The sequence below is a fragment of the Kitasatospora sp. NPDC004615 genome, from assembly GCF_042873545.1.
Lineage (GTDB): Bacteria > Actinomycetota > Actinomycetes > Streptomycetales > Streptomycetaceae > Kitasatospora.
On the sequence record NZ_JBIALQ010000002.1, the window covers coordinates 905399 to 921618 of the forward strand.

General features: G+C 71.6%; 17 protein-coding genes and 1 rRNA gene. 6 read left to right on the forward strand and 12 right to left on the reverse strand.

Annotated elements, in window-relative coordinates:
• Positions 1-53: 53 nt before the first annotated feature.
• Complete coding sequence (locus tag ACFYS8_RS10950; RefSeq protein WP_387638779.1) at positions 54-812, forward strand: phosphatase PAP2 family protein; 759 nt, start codon at positions 54-56, stop codon at positions 810-812.
• 21 nt (positions 813-833) lie between these two features.
• Here ACFYS8_RS10950 and ACFYS8_RS10955 read toward each other — a convergent pair whose 3' ends face one another.
• Positions 834-1031 (reverse strand): hypothetical protein, encoded by a 198-nt coding sequence (locus ACFYS8_RS10955; RefSeq protein ID WP_387638781.1) that lies wholly within the window; start codon positions 1029-1031, stop codon positions 834-836.
• Between the two features lie 152 nt (positions 1032-1183).
• On the opposite strand from ACFYS8_RS10955, the gene ACFYS8_RS10960 reads away from it, so the two are divergent.
• Complete coding sequence (locus tag ACFYS8_RS10960; RefSeq protein WP_387638784.1) at positions 1184-2014, forward strand: hypothetical protein; 831 nt, start codon at positions 1184-1186, stop codon at positions 2012-2014.
• Positions 2015-2138: 124 nt separating this feature from the next.
• A complete protein-coding gene (locus tag ACFYS8_RS10965; protein ID WP_387638787.1) occupies positions 2139-2318 on the forward strand; it encodes a hypothetical protein in 180 nt (59 codons plus the stop codon).
• A gap of 23 nt (positions 2319-2341) precedes the next feature.
• Here the strand turns inward: ACFYS8_RS10965 and ACFYS8_RS10970 are convergent, their stop codons facing one another.
• On the reverse strand, positions 2342-2698 hold the full coding sequence (locus ACFYS8_RS10970; protein WP_387638790.1) for a metal-sensitive transcriptional regulator: 357 nt from the start codon (positions 2696-2698) through the stop codon (positions 2342-2344).
• 254 nt (positions 2699-2952) lie between these two features.
• On the opposite strand from ACFYS8_RS10970, the gene ACFYS8_RS10975 reads away from it, so the two are divergent.
• Positions 2953-3573 carry a DUF47 domain-containing protein gene (locus ACFYS8_RS10975; protein ID WP_387638793.1) on the forward strand — a complete coding sequence of 207 codons (621 nt, stop codon included), beginning with the start codon at positions 2953-2955 and terminating at the stop codon, positions 3571-3573.
• Between the two features lie 5 nt (positions 3574-3578).
• Positions 3579-4574 (forward strand): anion permease, encoded by a 996-nt coding sequence (locus ACFYS8_RS10980; protein ID WP_387638795.1) that lies wholly within the window; start codon positions 3579-3581, stop codon positions 4572-4574.
• Positions 4575-4716: 142 nt separating this feature from the next.
• On the opposite strand, the gene pstB is transcribed toward ACFYS8_RS10980, so the two are convergent.
• The 9 genes from pstB to ACFYS8_RS11025 all read right to left on the reverse strand — a co-directional run bounded on the left by pstB (position 4717) and on the right by ACFYS8_RS11025 (position 15157).
• Positions 4717-5493: a phosphate ABC transporter ATP-binding protein PstB gene (pstB, locus tag ACFYS8_RS10985; RefSeq protein WP_380488732.1), complete on the reverse strand. Its 777-nt coding sequence runs from the start codon at positions 5491-5493 to the stop codon at positions 4717-4719.
• A 41-nt stretch (positions 5494-5534) separates the two neighbouring features.
• A complete protein-coding gene (pstA, locus tag ACFYS8_RS10990) occupies positions 5535-6614 on the reverse strand; it encodes a phosphate ABC transporter permease PstA (protein WP_387638798.1) in 1080 nt (359 codons plus the stop codon).
• Positions 6611-7591 carry a phosphate ABC transporter permease subunit PstC gene (gene pstC, locus ACFYS8_RS10995; protein WP_387638801.1) on the reverse strand — a complete coding sequence of 327 codons (981 nt, stop codon included), beginning with the start codon at positions 7589-7591 and terminating at the stop codon, positions 6611-6613. The genes pstA and pstC overlap by 4 nt, the downstream gene beginning before the upstream one ends.
• A 176-nt stretch (positions 7592-7767) precedes the next feature.
• The gene (pstS, locus tag ACFYS8_RS11000; RefSeq protein WP_387638804.1) at positions 7768-8901 is read right to left on the reverse strand and encodes a phosphate ABC transporter substrate-binding protein PstS; all 1134 of its coding nucleotides are present in this window, start codon (positions 8899-8901) and stop codon (positions 7768-7770) included.
• 243 nt (positions 8902-9144) lie between these two features.
• Positions 9145-9657, reverse strand: coding sequence for an NUDIX hydrolase (locus ACFYS8_RS11005; RefSeq protein WP_387638806.1), 513 nt, complete (start codon positions 9655-9657; stop codon positions 9145-9147).
• A 29-nt stretch (positions 9658-9686) separates the two neighbouring features.
• Positions 9687-10754 (reverse strand): CHAD domain-containing protein, encoded by a 1068-nt coding sequence (locus ACFYS8_RS11010; protein ID WP_387638808.1) that lies wholly within the window; start codon positions 10752-10754, stop codon positions 9687-9689.
• 92 nt (positions 10755-10846) lie between these two features.
• Positions 10847-13264, reverse strand: a complete 2418-nt coding sequence (locus ACFYS8_RS11015) for an RNA degradosome polyphosphate kinase (protein ID WP_387638811.1) — start codon at positions 13262-13264, stop codon at positions 10847-10849.
• Between the two features lie 297 nt (positions 13265-13561).
• Positions 13562-14482 carry a mycothiol synthase gene (gene mshD / locus ACFYS8_RS11020; RefSeq protein ID WP_387638814.1) on the reverse strand — a complete coding sequence of 307 codons (921 nt, stop codon included), beginning with the start codon at positions 14480-14482 and terminating at the stop codon, positions 13562-13564.
• A gap of 30 nt (positions 14483-14512) precedes the next feature.
• Complete coding sequence (locus ACFYS8_RS11025; RefSeq protein WP_387638815.1) at positions 14513-15157, reverse strand: TetR/AcrR family transcriptional regulator; 645 nt, start codon at positions 15155-15157, stop codon at positions 14513-14515.
• 88 nt (positions 15158-15245) lie between these two features.
• Here ACFYS8_RS11025 and ACFYS8_RS11030 point away from each other — a divergent pair, with 88 nt between their 5' ends.
• Positions 15246-16019 carry an SDR family oxidoreductase gene (locus ACFYS8_RS11030; protein WP_387638818.1) on the forward strand — a complete coding sequence of 258 codons (774 nt, stop codon included), beginning with the start codon at positions 15246-15248 and terminating at the stop codon, positions 16017-16019.
• A gap of 110 nt (positions 16020-16129) precedes the next feature.
• Here ACFYS8_RS11030 and rrf read toward each other — a convergent pair.
• Positions 16130-16220 (reverse strand): 5S ribosomal RNA (gene rrf, locus ACFYS8_RS11035); the annotation flags it as partial.

Here is a 16220-nt window from a genome sequence, read left to right on the forward strand (position 1 = left end):
GGAGGCTGCCGGACGTCCGCACCCGGCCGCACTGATCGGGGACCACTGCGGAGATGCGGACAGGGAGGTACGGCGTGGCCACGCTGCTCGCCGATGCGGGAACCGGTTCGGGTGACCCCGACCTCGGCCTGCTCAAGGCAGTCAACGGCCTGGCCGCCGACGCGCCCGGCTGGCTGGACTCACTGGTCGCCTGGACCGCCGAGTACGGCATCCTGCTGGGCCTGGCCGCGATCGGGTTGACCGCCTGGCTGAGTGCCCGCCGTCGCCCCGATGCGCCGGTCGCCGTCGCCGGGGTGCTGTGGGCGCCGATCGCGGTCGCCATCGCCGAGCTCGCCAACCTGCCGATCTCGGCGATCGTCGACCGGCCCCGCCCGTTCGTCGACCACCCCGAGATCGACGTGCTGGTGCCCGGCAAGGAGGACACCCTCTCCTTCGTCAGCGACCACTCCGCGATGTCCATGGGCATCGCCGTCGCGCTGTTCCTGGTCAACCGCAAGCTCGGGGTGGCCGCCGGTGCGCTCGCCCTGTTGCAGGGCTTCTGCCGGATGTACGTGGGCGTGCACTACCCGACGGACGTGATCGGGGGCTACGCGCTGGCCACCGCCGTGGTGCTGCTGCTCGCGCCGATCGCGATGGCCGTGCTGGTGCCGCTCTGTCACGCGCTGTCCCGGACGGCGCTGCGGCCGCTGGTGGCGGCCAAGGCCCCCGCCGCGGCCGGTGGCCGGCGTCGGTCGGCCGGTCAGGGCAGCGGGCGGGCGGCCCGTTCGGGCCGGCGTGCGGAGCGCGACCGGGAGTCCGACCTGGCGGCCTGACCGCCTCACGGAAGCAGCGAGTCAGTCGAGCGGCTCCGGGTCGGCCAGGTGTTCGGCGGCGTCCCGCCGGGCCCGGTCGCGGGAGCGCCGCCCGGGGGCGAACCAGCCGCAGTCGCACTGGGCGAAGCAGAAGGATCCGCGCTCCACCACCTCGGGTCGATGGTCGCTGCACGCTGCCACGCCGGTCGTCTCCGGCTGCCGGTCTGCCACGTCCTTCACGGTAGTCCTCCCTGGTCGCACGCCGGTACGTGTTCGGCGAAGGGTCGACCGCCCGTAACCTTCCGGACCCCAACTCGTTTGCCTGGCAGGCGCGCTGTCCATCCGGGGCGGCTGCTGGCCGGGCCTTCCGGGGCCAGGGGGTTGTCGAAGTCGTGAAGAAGCTCTACCGGGCCGCTGCCGCGGCCGCGCTCGCCGGTGTGCTGACCGCCTGCACCGGCGGCGGGCAGAACCAGGACAGCTCCGCCGACCAGCTGTCCCCCGACCCGCTGACCGCGGTCCGCTCCACCGCCGACATCACCGGCCGCACCGGCTCGGCGCACGCGTCCACCGAGCTGAGCACCGAGTCCGCGGAGAAGAAGGCGGTGTTCCACGGCACCGGCGGCTACGACTACGTGAAGCGGCTGGGCCGGCTGGAGATCGACGTCCCGTCGGGGGCCGCCGCCGGCGGGAAGATCGTCGAGGTGGTGCTGCCCGGCACGGTCTACCTGCAGAACAGCGGCGCCAAGATCCCCGAGGGCAAGTGGGTCAAGCTGGACGTCCGCCAGCTCCCGGACGGGAACCTGGTGAGCTCCGGCGCCACCGACCCGGCGTCCGCCGCGGGCGCGCTGCGCGGGGCGCAGAGCGCCGAGCTGGTCGGCTCCGAGACGGTGAACGGCGTGGAGCTGAAGCACTACAAGGGCACCCTGGACCTGGTGAAGGCCGCCGACGCCACCGGCGGCCGCGGTGCGGACGGCCTGCGGATGGCCGGGCAGACCTTCACGGTCAAGGAGGTCCCGTACGAGGTCTGGCTGGACGACCAGGGCCGGCTGCACAAGGTGGTGGAGAACTTCACCTTCGCCGGGGTGGCCGGCTCCACCGCCGCGAAGGACCAGGTGAAGGTGGTCTCCACGCTGGCGCTGACCGACTTCGGCAAGCCGGTGGAGGCCGCCGAGCCGTCCGCCGCCGACCTCTGGTCGATGTCGGCCTCGCCCTCCCCGAAGTGACCGTCCCACCCGTTTCGGACACCAGAGATGGCCCGTCCGTGCCATGTGGGCCGGCCTCCCGCTGCCTACGCTGGTACGGGGGCGGGTAGTCGGCACGGACGGGGCGCGGAAGGGGTGGAGGCCAATGGCAACCGGGGAGAGCGGCACCGGCGGCCACGACAGCACCGCGCTGGACGAGATCGACCTGGCCGGTGAGCTGATGATCGCCGCCTCGGCCAGCCGCGCCGAACGGCTGGCCGCCGAGCAGATCGACCAGGTGCTGCTGCGCAGGGACGACGAACAGCCGTCCGGCACGGACGGCTGAGCGGACGTCAGGACGACCGGGCGTCAGGTGCGGAGCAGTCGCGCGATGGCCGCGCTGGCCTCGGAGACCTTGGCGTTCAGCGCCTCGCCTCCGTCCTCCGCCTCCGCGGCGGCCGCCACGCAGTGCGCCAGGTGCACCTCGAGCAGGGACAGCGCGAAGGACTGCAGCGCCTTGGTCGACGCGGAGACCTGGGTGAGGATGTCGATGCAGTAGACGTCCTCGTCGACCATCCGCTGCAGGCCGCGGATCTGACCTTCGATCCGGCGCAGTCGCTTCAGGTGTGCTTCCTTGTCGCTGCTGTAGCCGTGCGGCCCGGCGCCCTGCGCCGCTCCGTGGCACGCCGGTGCGGTGTCGGTGCTGGGGGTGTCGATGGTGGTCATCCCGGTCCGCCCTCTTGGTTTCGGTACTCGGCCCTCCCCCAGCCTTCGGCCGGGAGGTGCCCCCAGTGTCCAACATCCGGCGCCGGTCTGGTGTTCCGCCGTCCGGGCGTCAGGGCACAGATCCCCCTGCAGAGCGGGAGCAAACCGGCGTGTCGTGGGACACACTTAGGGCGCGCGTCGGCGGCCCCGTGTCCGGACACGGCGGACGTGCGCCTAGCATCGTCAAGTACCGACCCCGCACATCGGAGATTTCCGTGCGTTTTAGCCTGACCCCGAAGGAGACGAGCTTCTACGACATGTTCGCCGCCGCGGCGGAGAACCTTGTCGTCGGATCCAAGCTCCTGCTGGAACTACTGGGCTCGGACGTGTCCGCCCGCGCGGAGATCGTCGAGCGCATGCGCGCCGCCGAGCACGCCGGGGACGACACCACCCATGCGATCTTCCACCAGCTGAACTCCTCCTTCATCACCCCGTTCGACCGGGAGGACATCTACGCGCTGGCGTCCTCGCTGGACGACATCATGGACTTCATGGAGGAGGCCGTCGACCTTGTCGTCCTGTACGACATCGAGACCCTCCCGAACGGCATCGAGCAGCAGATCGAGGTGCTGGCCCGGGCCGCCGAGCTGACCGCCGAGGCGATGCCCAACCTGCGCTCGATGGCCAACCTCACCGAGTACTGGATCGAGATCAACCGGCTGGAGAACCAGGCGGACCAGATCCACCGCAAGCTGCTGGCCCACCTGTTCTCCGGCCAGTACGACGCGATCGAGGTGCTGAAGCTCAAGCAGGTCGTGGACGTCCTCGAAGAGGCCGCCGACGCGTTCGAGCACGTGGCCAACACGGTGGAGACCATCGCCGTCAAGGAGTCCTGAGCTCCGTGGACATGGCAGCACTGATCGTCGTCGTCGGCGTGGCGTTCTTCTTCACGTACACGAACGGCTTCCACGACTCCGCGAACGCGATCGCCACCTCGGTCTCCACCCGGGCGCTGACCCCCCGGGCGGCGCTGGCGATGGCCGCGGTGATGAACCTGGCGGGCGCCTTCCTCGGCAGCGGGGTGGCGAAGACCGTCTCCGAGGGGATCATCGAGACCCCGACCGGCTCCAAGGGCATGGCGATCCTGTTCGCCGCGCTGGTCGGCGCCATCGCCTGGAACCTGGTGACCTGGTACTTCGGCCTACCGTCCTCCTCCTCGCACGCGCTGTTCGGCGGCATGGTGGGCGCGGCGCTGGCGGGCGGTACCGAGGTGATCTGGCACGGCGTGGTCGAGAAGATCATCCTTCCGATGGTCATCTCGCCGGTGGTCGGCCTGATCGGCGGCTTCCTGGTGATGCTGGCGATCCTGTGGATCTTCAAGAAGGCCAACCCGCACAAGGCCAAGCGCAACTTCCGGGTGGCGCAGACCGCCTCGGCGGCCGCGATGGCGCTGGCGCACGGCCTGCAGGACGCCCAGAAGACCATGGGCATCGTGGTGATGGCACTGACCATCTCCGGCCACCACTCCGGCACCGGCATCCCGATCTGGGTGAAGATCTCCTGCGCCATGATGCTCTCGCTGGGCACCTACGCGGGCGGCTGGCGGATCATGCGCACCCTCGGCCGGAAGATCATCGAGCTGGACCCGCCGCAGGGCTTCGCCGCCGAGGCCACCGCCTCCGCGGTCATGTACGTCACCTCGTTCGTCTACGCGGCGCCGATCTCCACCACCCACGTGATCACCTCGGCGATCATGGGCGTGGGCGCCACCAAGCGGGTCCGGGCGGTCCGCTGGGGCGTGGCGAAGAACATCGTGATGGGCTGGTTCATCACCATGCCGGCGGCGGCGCTCGTGGCCGCCGCGATGTTCGGCCTCACCAACCTGCTGGTCCTCTGACCGCGTCAGCGAGTAAGCGACAGAGCGGAAGGGCCCGCCCCCACAGCACGGGGGCGGGCCCTTCGTCGGCTCCGCGGCGGCACCGCCATGCAGCACCGTGGAGCAGCTGGTGTGCTCCGCCGCCGGAAGGCGGCGGGGCCGGTCAGCCGAAGCGGCCGGAGATGTAGTCCTCGGTGGCCTGCACCGACGGGTTGGAGAAGATCCGCTGGGTGTCGTCCAGTTCGATCAGCTTGCCGGGCTGGCCGACGCCCGCCAGGTTGAAGAACGCAGTGCGGTCGGAGACGCGGGCCGCCTGCTGCATGTTGTGGGTCACGATCACGATGGTGAACTGCGACTTCAGCTCGCCGATCAGGTCCTCGATGGCGAGGGTGGAGATCGGGTCGAGGGCCGAGCAGGGCTCGTCCATCAGCAGCACCTCGGGCTCGACCGCGATCGCCCGGGCGATGCACAGGCGCTGCTGCTGGCCGCCGGACAGGCCCGCACCGGGCTTGTTCAGGCGGTCCTTGACCTCCTTCCAGAGGTTGGCGCCCTGCAGGGACTTCTCCACCACGCCGTCCAGGACGGACTTCTTCTTCACGCCGGCCAGCCGCAGGCCGGCCACCACGTTGTCGTAGATCGACATGGTGGGGAACGGGTTGGGGCGCTGGAACACCATGCCGACCGAGCGGCGGACGGCGACCGGGTCGACGTTCGAGCCGTACAGGTTCTCGTCGTCGAGCATCACCTTGCCCTCGACCCGGGCGCCGGGGATCACCTCGTGCATCCGGTTGAGGGTGCGCAGGAAGGTGGACTTGCCGCAGCCGGAGGGGCCGATGAACGCGGTCACCGAGCGGGGCTCGATGGTCATCGAGATGTCCTCGATGGCGCGGGTGGAGCCGTAGTAGGCGGACAGTCCGCTGACGTCGATGCGCTTGGCCATGATCTTTCGTCTTCTCTCGTCTGTTCGTACGTCAGTCGGGGTCAGCGTCCGCCCTTGGGCGCGCGCCAGCGGGCGATGCCCCGTGCGATGAGGTTGAGCCCCATCACGAAGGCGATCAGCACCAGCGCCGCGCCCCAGGCGCGCGAGTAGCCGTAGTCGTTGTTGACCTGCGAGTACTGCTGCCAGATGTAGAGCGGCAGGGACTGCTGAGGTCCGTTGAACGGGTCGCTGTTGATGAAGTCGGCGCCGAACACCAGCATCATCACGGGGGCGGTCTCACCGGTGATGCGGGCGACCGCCAGCATCACACCGGTGGTGATTCCGCCGATGGCCGTCGGGAGGACGATCCGCAGGATGGTCTTCCAGCGCGGCACGCCGAGCGCGTACGAGGCTTCCCGGAGCTCGTTCGGGACGAGCTTGAGCATCTCCTCGGTCGAGCGGACCACGACCGGCATCATCAGGATCGCCAGCGCGAGGCTGCCGGAGAAGCCCGAGTACTGGAAGCCGAGGAGGATGTTCCAGAGCGAGAGGATGAACAGACCGGCGACGACCGACGGGATGCCCGTCATCACGTCGACGAAGAAGGTGACCGCCTTGGCGAGCCGGCCGCGGCCGTACTCCACCAGGTAGACGGCGGTGAGCAGACCGATCGGCGCGGCGATCAGGGTGGCCAGCAGGACCTGTTCGACGGTGCCGATGATGGCGTGGTAGATGCCGCCGTCCGGGCTGAGGGTGGCGACGACGCCCTTCATCGAGTGGCTGAGGAACTCGGGGCTGATCGCCCCGATGCCCTGCTGCACGGTGTAGAAGGTCAGCGCGACCAGCGGCACCACGGCGCAGATGAAGGCGACCCACACCAGCGAGGTGGCGAAGCGGTCCTTGGCCTGCCGGCGGCCCTCCACCGAGGCGGAGACGGCGTAGCTGGCGACCAGGAAGAGCAGGGCGGAGATCAGGCCCCACTGCAGGTGGCTCTTGAGGCCGGCGACGGCGCCGAGGCCGCAGCCGACGGCGATCGAGGCCGCGGCGATGCCGGCCGGTGCCCAGCGGGGCAGCCGGGCTGCGGTCAGCCGGTGGCTGAGCTGCGGGACGGTGGCGTCGGTGACGGTCGAGACGGTACTCACGCGGCGGCCCCCGAGTACTCCTTGCGGCGGGCGATGATGACGCGGGCGGCACCGTTCACCAGCAGCGTGATCACGAACAGGACGAGGCCGGAGGCCATCAGGGCGTCCCGGCCGAGCGGCTGGGCCTCGTTGAACTTCAGCGCGATGTTCTCCGCGAAGGTGCCGCCGCCCGGGTCGAGCAGGTGCAGCGACAGCTTGCTGTTGGTGGACAGCACGGTGGCGACCGCGATGGTCTCGCCGAGCGCGCGGCCCAGGCCGAGCATGGACGCGGAGATGATGCCGGGGCGGCCGAACGGCAGCACCGCGGTGCGGACCATCTCCCAGCGGGTCGCGCCGAGCGCGAGCGCCGCCTCCTCGTGCATCCGCGGGACCTGCCGGAACACCTCGCGGGTGACCGCGGTGATGATCGGCAGCACCATGATCGCCAGCAGGATGCCGACGGTGAACAGGTTGCGTGGCAGGACGCCGGCGCTGGACTGGTCGAAGATGTACGTCCAGCCGAGGTACTGGTCCATCCAGCTGGTCAGACCGTCCATGTGCGGAACCAGGAACAGCACGCCCCACAGGCCGTAGACGATCGACGGGACGGCGGCCAGCAGGTCCACCAGGTAGGCGAACGGCTGGGCGATCCGGCGCGGCGCGTAGTGCGAGATGAACAGCGCGATGCCGACCGCGATCGGGACCGCGATCAGCATCGCGATGAGCGCGCTGACCAGGGTGCCGAAGGCGAGCACGGCGATGCCGAACACCGGCGTCGCGGCGTCCGGCGTCCACTCGAAGGTGGTGAGGAAGTTGCCCTCGTTCTTGCCCAGGGCGAGGGCCGAGCGGTAGGCCAGGAAGCCTGCGATGGCGGCCATGATGACCAGCAGCAGGATGCCCGCACCGCGGGAGAGGTTGAAGAACACGGCGTCACCGCGGCGGCTGTCGCGGCGTCGTGGGGTCCGTCCCCGCGCGTCGGCGGGGGAGGAAGAAGTCATGATCGTTTACTCCGGTCTGGCGGCGCTGCCCCGCGGAGGGCGGCACCTTGGCGGCGGTGCCCCGGACGTTCTGGTGGTGGGTGGTGCTGGCGTTGCGGATGGTGCGCGTGGCGCACGGCCCGGCCGGGCAGCCCCTCCCCCTCCTTCGGGGGCCGCCCGGCCGGTCGCGCTCAGCCTCAGGCGAGGGCGTCGATCTGGGTCTTGACCTTGCCGGCCAGCTCCTTCGGCAGCGGCACGTAGCCGACCGCACCGATGGCCTGCTGGCCCTCGTCGCTGACGGTGTAGTTCAGGAAGGACTTCAGGGCCGGCAGGGTGTCGGCCTTGTTGCCCTTGTCGCAGACGATCTCGTAGGTGACCAGGGTCAGCGGGTAAGCACCCTCGGCCTTGGTCGCGTAGTCGATGTCCAGCGCCATGTCCGCACCGGTGCCGGTGATCTTGGCGTTGGCCAGCGTGGTGGCGGCGTTGGCGGCGTTGGCCTCGACCGGCTTGGAGGCGCCGGTGGCGATGGACGCGCTGTTCAGCTTGTTGGTCTGGGCGTAGGACAGCTCGACGTAGGAGATCGAGTTCTTGGCCTGCTTGACCTGGGCCACCACGCCGGCGGAGCCGTTCGCGGACTGGCCGCCCTGGCCGGCCCAGCTCTTGGCGGCCGGGTACTTCCAGGCGCCGTTGCCGGCCTTGGCCAGGTAGGCGGTCAGGTTCTGGGTGGTGCCGGAGTCCTCCGAGCGGTGGATCGCCTGGATGTCGGCAGCCGGGAGGTTGACGCCCGGGTTCAGGGCGGCGATCTCCGGGGCGTTCCACTTGGTGATCTGCGAGTCGAAGATCTTCGCCAGGGTCGGGGCGTCCAGGGTCAGCTTGTCGACACCCTCGACGTTGAAGACGATCGAGATCAGGCCGCCGACCATCGGCAGGTCGATGCCCTGGCCGCCGGTGCAGACCTGCTTCGAGGCGTCGATCTCGGCCGCCTTGAGGGCGCCGTCGGAGCCCGCGAAAGCGATCTTGCCCTGGTTGAACTGGGTGACACCCGCGCCGGAGCCGCCACCGCTGTAGGTCAGGCTGGTGCTGGAGCAGGCGGCGCCGTAGGCGGCCTTCCAGACCTCGATCGCCGGGGTCTGCGCGGTCGAACCGGCCGCCAGCAGCTGGCCACCCTTGTCGGAGCAGGCGATCTTGGCGGCCGGGGCCCCACCGGCGGACGAGCCGTTCGCGCTGGGCTTGGAGTTGTCGTCCGTGCCGCAGGCCGACAGCGACAGCGTGGAGACGAGCGCGACGGCACCGATGGCGAGGGCCTTGGAGCGGCCGTTCCGCAGGTTCACAGGGTGTCCCTTTCTGAGGCATTACCGGTCCGCGAGTGACCGGAATTGCTGTGGTCCGGGGCCCTTCCGGCCCTCCGGTAACCCCGAAGTTAGGCAGGACAGGTGACGCGTCAGCCCGTCACAAATGAACGGGGAGTGAACCTCGGACGGATGTCAGGAAACCTTGGCCAGTAGTAACGGTTGCGTCACAGGTCGGGCGCGGGCAGATCACCCGTCCCGGCCGTACGGAACAGGCCGGGGCGCTCAGCCGAGCAACAGCTCCAGCAGCGCGTCGATCAGGGCCCGGTCGCGGGGGTGGGTCAGCCGTTCCTTGGCCCGCCGCGGCGGCAGCCACTCCAGCCGGTCCACCTCCCGGTTGGGCCGGAACGCCCCGCCGGTCGGCACCGCGGCCCAGTACCGGACCTCCTTCGGGCGGCCCTGCACCAGGTAGTGCTGGGTGGGCAGCTCCGGGCCCAGCACGCAGCGCATCCCGGTCTCCTCCCACACCTCGCGCAGCGCCGCCGTCCGCCAGCCCTCGCCGGGGTCGAGCTTCCCCTTCGGCAGGCTCCAGTCGTCGTACTTGGGCCGGTGCACCAGCGCCACCCGCGGCTTCTTGCGGCTGCCGTCCTTGCGCAGCGGCCCGGGCACCCACAGCACCGCGCCCGCCGCCAGCACCGTCGACCGCGCACCGGCCGCCGGGCGGCGGTCGGTGCGGGCACCGCCCGCCCGGGCGTGGGCGCGGTCGGACGGGGACGGGTGATCTGGGAGCTGCGGCACGCGGTCCATCCAGGTCGGGGATCCAGGGTTCAATCCGACGCCACCGCTGCCGGGCCGGCCAGCCCGGGCGCCACCGCCGGCCACTGGCGCCCGAAAGCGTACCGGGCGGCCTCCACGTCCAGCCGCTGATCGGCGTGCACCACACCCAGCACGTATGCCGTCGCCGGGGTGATCCGCGGCGTGCGGGCGGCCGCGGCGACCGTGGCCGCCGCGTCCGAGGCGTCCTGGTGGTGGCCCAGCACCCGGTCCAGCTCCAGCAGTTCGCCGTCCGGCGCGCTGCACACCTCCAGCGCGTACCGGGCCCGCTTCACCAGGATCCGGGCCCGCAGCCACGGCGCGTCGTCCGCCGCCAGCGCCACGTCCGCGGTGTCTCCGGCGCCGCGCGGTACCGGCACCGTGTCCGCCGGGGCCGCGCCGAGCCGGTGCAGGCCCGCACCGGCGTACGCCTGCGCGGAACGCTGCCAGGGCAGCCGCTCGGCCGCCGCCACCAGCGCCGCCAGCGCCGCCGCCGTCCGCGGCAGCAGCGCCACCGCCGGCTCGGCGGCGGCCTCCGGCGCCAGCGGCAGCTCGCCGGCCAGCAGCGTCATCCGGTCGGCCAGCGCGTGCAGCCGGGCCGAGCGCAGCTCCTGCAGCAGCGCGGTGTGCGAACGGGTCCGGGCCAGCGTCAGCTGGCGTTCCAGCAGCGCCCGGGCTTTCGGCGCGCCCGGGTGGCCGGCCAGCATGCCGGCCCCGTCGGGGGCGGTGTCGGCCAGCGAGTCGACGGCGCCGAGCAGCCGGTCGGAGCGGCGCCGGTAGCCGGGTTCCTGGGTGAGCAGGTCGATCAGCCAGCGCAGTTCGGTCCGTGACTCCTGCGCCCACACCGGGTCGAAGGCCGGCCCGAAGGTGTGCAGTGCCCCGCCGATCCGGCGCACCGCGCGCAGCAGGTCGTCCGCGGCCTGTGCCGACGCCGGGAGCGCACCCGGTCTGGAGCCCGCCTCGCCGACCGCTTGCGGCAGGGCGCGCAGGAACACGCCCGCCTGTGCGGTCAGGTAGCCGGCAAGGACCTCCCCGGCGGTCGCGGCGCGCGCCACCGGGGCCGTCGTCGGCGCATCGGTCATGGCTGTGGCTCTCCCCGATTCCGTCCCCGGGCCTGCCCCGGGGCTGCATGCCGCCCGCGCCGGAAGGGCTCCCGGCGCGGGCGGGGTGCCGCTCAGCGTGCGGCGGCGGAGCCGCGGTTGCGGCGGCGTGAGTCGATCAGCAGGTCCTGGACGTGCCGCAGTGGGCGGCCCTCGGCGTCCTGCGCGTGGCGAATCCAGCTGCCGTCCTGGCCGAGGTGCCAGGAGTCGGTCTCGTCGGAGACACCGAGGTCCAGCAGCCCGTTCAGTTCGGCCCGGTGGGCCGGGTCGGTGACCCGGACCAGTGCCTCGATCCGGCGGTCGAGGTTGCGGTGCATCATGTCGGCGCTGCCGATCCACACCTCGGGGTCGCCGCCGTTGCCGAACACGAACACCCGGGAGTGCTCCAGGAACCGGCCGAGGATGGACCGCACCCGGACGTTCTCGCTCAGCCCGGGCACGCCCGGCCGGATCGCGCAGATGCCGCGCACCCACACGTCCACCGGCACGCCGGCCTGCGAGGCCCGGTACAGGGCGTCGATGACCACCTCGTCGACGATCGAGTTGACCTTCATCTTGACGGAGGCGGGCCGGCCGGCCCGGTGGTGCGCGATCTCGCCGTTGATCCGGGCGACCAGGCCGTCGCGGAGCCCGCGCGGCGCGGTCAGCAGCCGCCGGTACGACTCGCGGCGCGAGTAGCCGGACAGCCGGTTGAACAGGTCGGAGAGGTCCGCGCCGACCTGCGGGTCGGAGGTCAGCAGCCCGAGGTCCTCGTACAGCCGGGCGGTCTTCGGGTGGTAGTTGCCGGTGCCGACGTGCGAGTACCGGCGGAGCGTCTCGCCCTCCTGGCGGACCACCAGCGACAGCTTGCAGTGCGTCTTCAGCCCGATCAGGCCGTACACCACGTGGCAGCCGGCCTCTTCCAGCTTGCGGGCCCACTTGATGTTGGCCTGCTCGTCGAAGCGCGCCTTGATCTCCACCAGGACCAGCACCTGCTTGCCGGACTCCGCGGCGTCTATCAGCGCGTCCACGATCGGCGAGTCGCCGGAGGTGCGGTACAGCGTCTGCTTGATCGCCAGCACGTGCGGGTCGGCGGCGGCCTGCTCCAGGAACGCCTGCACGGAGGTGGAGAACGAGTCGTACGGGTGGTGCAGCAGCACGTCGCGCTCGCGCATCGCGGCGAAGATGTCCGGCTGCGAGGCCGACTCGACGTCGATCAGGCCGCGCGCGGTGCCCGCCACGAACTTCGGGTACCGCAGCTCCGGCCGGTCCAGGTCGGCGATGCCGAACAGGCCGGTCAGGTCGAGCGGGCCGGGCAGCGGGAAGACCTCCGCCTCGGTGATGTTCAGCTCCCGCACCAGCAGGTCCAGGATGTACGGGTCGATGGACTCCTCGACCTCCAGGCGCACCGGCGGCCCGAAGCGGCGCCGCATCAGCTCCTTCTCCAGCGCCTTCAGGATGTTCTCGGTGTCGTCCTCCTCCACCTCCAGGTCCTCGTTGCGGGTGACCCGGAACGCGTGGTGGGCGAGCACCTCCATCCCCGGGAACAGCTCCTCCAGGTGCGCGCCCATCACGTCCTCGAGCGGCACGTACCGCTGCGGCGAGGCCTCCAGGAAGCGCGACAGCAGCTGCGGCACCTTCACCCGGGCGAAGTGCTTGTGGCCCGACACCGGGTTGCGCACCACCACCGCCAGGTTCAGCGACAGCCCCGATATGTACGGGAACGGGTGCGCCGGATCCACCGCCAGCGGCGTCAGGACCGGGAAGATCTGCTGCCGGAACAGCGTGTGCAGGCGGGACTGCTCGGTCTCCGCCAGGTCCGGCCAGCGCACCAGCTCGATGCCCTCGGCCGCGAGGTCCGGCAGCACCTCCTGCTGGAACGTCGCCGCGTGGCGGGCCATCAGTTCGCGGGAGCGGCGCCAGATCTGGTCCAGCACCTCGCGCGGCTGCAGCCCCGACGCCGACCGCTGGGCGACCCCGGTGGCGATCCGGCGCTTCAGGCCGGCCACCCGCACCATGAAGAACTCGTCCAGGTTGGACGCGAAGATCGCCAGGAACTTGGTCCGCTCCAGCAGCGGGATGTTCGGGTCCTCGGCGAGCTCCAGCACCCGCTCGTTGAACGCCAGCCAGCTGCGCTCACGGTCCAGGAACCGGCCCTGCGGCAGCTCCGCCTCCTCGGCGCCGCGCCCGTCCGCGCTGCTCGCGACGGCTGTGCTGCCCGTGCTGCCCACGCCGCCCGCGCTGGCCGCGCTGGCCGCCAGGAAGGCCGCCGGCAGTGCGGTGGTCGCCCGGAGCGGCTCGGCCGGCGCCGGCGGCTCGGCCTTGGCGCGCGCCGCGGCCCGGGGCTTCGACTGCTTCGACGGACCACCGGCCGGGTCCTTGGCCGCGGACCTGCCGCCGGACCTGGGCCCGGCCTTCGCGGGCCCGGCCTTCGCGCCGGACCGGGCGGTCGGCTTCTGCTCGGTGCTGGACTCGGCCGCTGCCGAATCGGAGACGGGGCGCGGGATGCTCATCTGTTCCAGCTCCTCCTGCAGGACGCGGTCCCGGCGGGACGAAGGACACGCCTCCGCTCGCTGCTCGTCCTCGTCGACCCAGGGCCACCCACCCGGCGCAGCCGGAACCGGCCCGGCCGGACGGCGGGTGGAGCGGTGACGCGGACAGGGCAATACGGACGACATTCTGTGATCTTCGCGGCGCCAATTGAATCCACGGTAAACACCGCATGGCCGGGAGGAAAGCTGAGTCCGTCACCCCTGTGGCAGTTACCGGACGGCTCCGTCCGCCCGGCACCCGCCCCGCGCCCGACCGGCTCAGCGGCCTGCGGACGGCTCCCAGCGGTACATCAGGTCCACCTCGTGGACGGCGAAGCCCAGCCGCTCGTACACCCGGACGGCCGCAGCGTTGTCCGCGTCCACGTACAGCATCACGGTCGGCACCCCGCGCTCCAGGATCAGGTGCCGCAGGCCGGCCGCGGTCAGCGCCTTGCCCAGGCCGCCGCCCTGCTCCGCCGGGTCCACGCCCACCACGTACACCTCGCCCAGGCCGTCCGGCTGGAGCTTCGTCCAGTGGTAGCCGACCAGCTGGCCGTCGCGCTCCGCCAGGAAGAAGCCCTTCGGGTCGAACCACGGCTCGGCCATCCGCTCGGCCAGGTCCTGCTCCGTCCACGAGCCCTGCTCGGGGTGGTGGGCGAACGCCAGCGCGTTCAGCGCCAGCCAGGCCTGCTCGTCGCGGCCCGGCTCGAACGTCCGCAGCTCGACGCCGGCCGGCAGCGGCACCGGCTCCGGGGCCTCGGCGGTGCGCCGCATCTGCCGCAACTCCCGCACCAGCACCGCCCCGTGGGCCTCGGCCAGGTGCCGGGCCGCGGGCAGGCCGCCGTGCGCCCAGAAGTTCAGCTCGCCGTCCGCGCCGTTCAGCACCGCGTCCACCAGCGATCCGCCCAGACCCCGGCCGCGGTCGGCCGGGGCCACCGTCAGCTCGACCGTCCCCGGACGCTCGCCCTCGAGCTGGGCGTACCCCGTGACCCGGTCGTCCGCCAGCTGGACCAGGTGCCGCACGCCCGGGCGGGGGCTGTCGGGGCGAATGCGCAGCCGGCCCGCTTCCGAGACCGCCTCCCGGCCGTCCGTCCGGGCCGCCTCCGCCAGCAACTCCCGTACCACCTCGGCCTGTTCCGCCGTCAGCACCTCGACGCGTTCGACCCGGCCGCCGCCTGACGTGTTCTCAGCAGTCTGCATACTGCCGAGCGTACGTCCTCCGGCCCGCTTTCAGGAGGCGATACTGCCTGCGCCCACAACGGGCCAGGCCGCCATGGCAAGTTCGGCCGTCGCCGTCAGCTCCGCCGGGTCCGCGCCGTCCCGGGAGCGCTGCGACATCCCCTGGAGCACCGCGCCGAAGTACCGTGCCAGCGCGGCCGGTTCCGCGCCGGGCGGGAGCTCGCCGAGCCGTTGCGCGGAGTACAGCCGCTCCTCGAACGCCGCCAGGTTCGCGGCCCGCAGCTCCCGGAGGAACACCGCCACCTCGTCGTCCTGGGCGGCCACGTTGGTGGCCGCGCTGATCACCAGGCAGCCCGCCGGGTGCTCGGGATCCGAGTAGACCCGCGCCGCCTCCCGCAGGATCCGGGCGAACGCCGCCCGGACGGTCGGCTCCTCGGCGAACGCCAGCCCCACGAACTCCCCCGCCGGGGACTGCTGGTACGCCCGCACCACCTCGCGGAACAGCGACTCCTTGTCGCCGAACGCCGCATACAGGCTGCCCGGCTTGATCCCCATCGCCCCGGTCAACTCCCCTACCGAGGTGGCCTGGTAGCCCCGCTCCCAGAACAGCCTGGTCGCCGCCACCAGCACCGCCGCCCGGTCGAAGGCCGGCGGGCGGCCGCGTCTCGCACCTGCACTCGTCGTCATGCCATCCATTTTAGAGCGATCACTCAAAAAGTGCGCCGGGCCGTGCTACGGTCTTTCTTGAACGGTCACTCAACAAATGAGGGATGGGTCAACCACCATGTCTGCTCGCGCACTTGACGGCAAGATCGCCCTGGTCACCGGCGCCTCCCGCGGCATCGGCCGCGGCATCGCCGAACGCCTCGCCCAGGACGGAGCCACCGTCGCCATCGGCTACGCCCGCGACCACGACGCCGCCACCACCGTCCTGGAGAAGATCCGCGCCAACGGCGGCCGGGCCTTCCTGGTCCACGCACCCCTCGGCAGCCACGGCGACGCCGCCCGCCTCTGGGAGGCCTTCGACCGGGCCGGCCGCGAGTACACCCCCGACGGCGGGCTCGACATCCTGGTCAACAACGCCGGTATAGGCCGCAGTTCCGCGCTCCCCGAGCTCACCGAGGACGAGTTCGACGAGGTCTTCGCGGTCAACGTCCGCGCCCCGTTCTTCATCACCCAGCAGGCCCTGCCCCGGCTCCGCGACGGCGGCCGCATCATCAACATCTCCAGCGGCGTCGCCCGTATCGCCATGCCCGAGATCATCGCCTACAACGCCACCAAGGGCGCCCTCGACAACTTCACCCTCAACCTCGCCGCCCAGCTCGGCCCCCGCGGCATCACCGCCAACTCGGTCCGGCCCGGCATCATCGACACCGACGTCAATGCCTTCTGGCTCCGCGACAACCCCGCCGCCCAGGCCCACGCGTCTTCCCTCTCCGCGCTCGGCCGCATCGGCCAGCCCGACGACATCGCCGACATCGTCGCCTTCCTGGCCACCCCCGACTCCCGCTGGATCACCGGCCAGACCATCGACGCGACCGGCGGCTCGCGCCTCTGAGGCGTGCCGGCCCGGGCAGGTGGGGCGGTCCGGCCCGGGCCGCGTCGGGAATTCTCTGAAAACGCGAAAAAGCCCCCCGCCAAAAGGCGGGGGGCTTTCCCTGAATAATTGTTCGGCGGCGTCCTACTCTCCCACAGGGTCCCCCCTGCAGTACCATCGGCGCTGTGAGGCTTAGCTTCCGGGTTCGGAATGTAACCGGGC

Bases quoted from the DNA above. Each gene is read 5' to 3' on its own strand.
- ACFYS8_RS10950 (WP_387638779.1), top strand. From the start codon at position 54: ATGCGGACAGGGAGGTACGGCGTGGCCACGCTGCTCGCCGATGCGGGA.
- ACFYS8_RS10965 (WP_387638787.1), top strand. From the start codon at position 2,139: ATGGCAACCGGGGAGAGCGGCACCGGCGGCCACGACAGCACCGCGCTG.
- ACFYS8_RS10970 (WP_387638790.1), bottom strand. From the start codon at position 2,698: ATGACCACCATCGACACCCCCAGCACCGACACCGCACCGGCGTGCCAC.
- pstB (WP_380488732.1), bottom strand. From the start codon at position 5,493: ATGGCCAAGCGCATCGACGTCAGCGGACTGTCCGCCTACTACGGCTCC.
- pstC (WP_387638801.1), bottom strand. From the start codon at position 7,591: ATGACTTCTTCCTCCCCCGCCGACGCGCGGGGACGGACCCCACGACGC.
- ACFYS8_RS11010 (WP_387638808.1), bottom strand. From the start codon at position 10,754: ATGACCGATGCGCCGACGACGGCCCCGGTGGCGCGCGCCGCGACCGCC.
- ACFYS8_RS11015 (WP_387638811.1), bottom strand. From the start codon at position 13,264: ATGAGCATCCCGCGCCCCGTCTCCGATTCGGCAGCGGCCGAGTCCAGC.
- mshD (WP_387638814.1), bottom strand. From the start codon at position 14,482: ATGCAGACTGCTGAGAACACGTCAGGCGGCGGCCGGGTCGAACGCGTC.
- ACFYS8_RS11025 (WP_387638815.1), bottom strand. From the start codon at position 15,157: ATGGATGGCATGACGACGAGTGCAGGTGCGAGACGCGGCCGCCCGCCG.
- ACFYS8_RS11030 (WP_387638818.1), top strand. From the start codon at position 15,246: ATGTCTGCTCGCGCACTTGACGGCAAGATCGCCCTGGTCACCGGCGCC.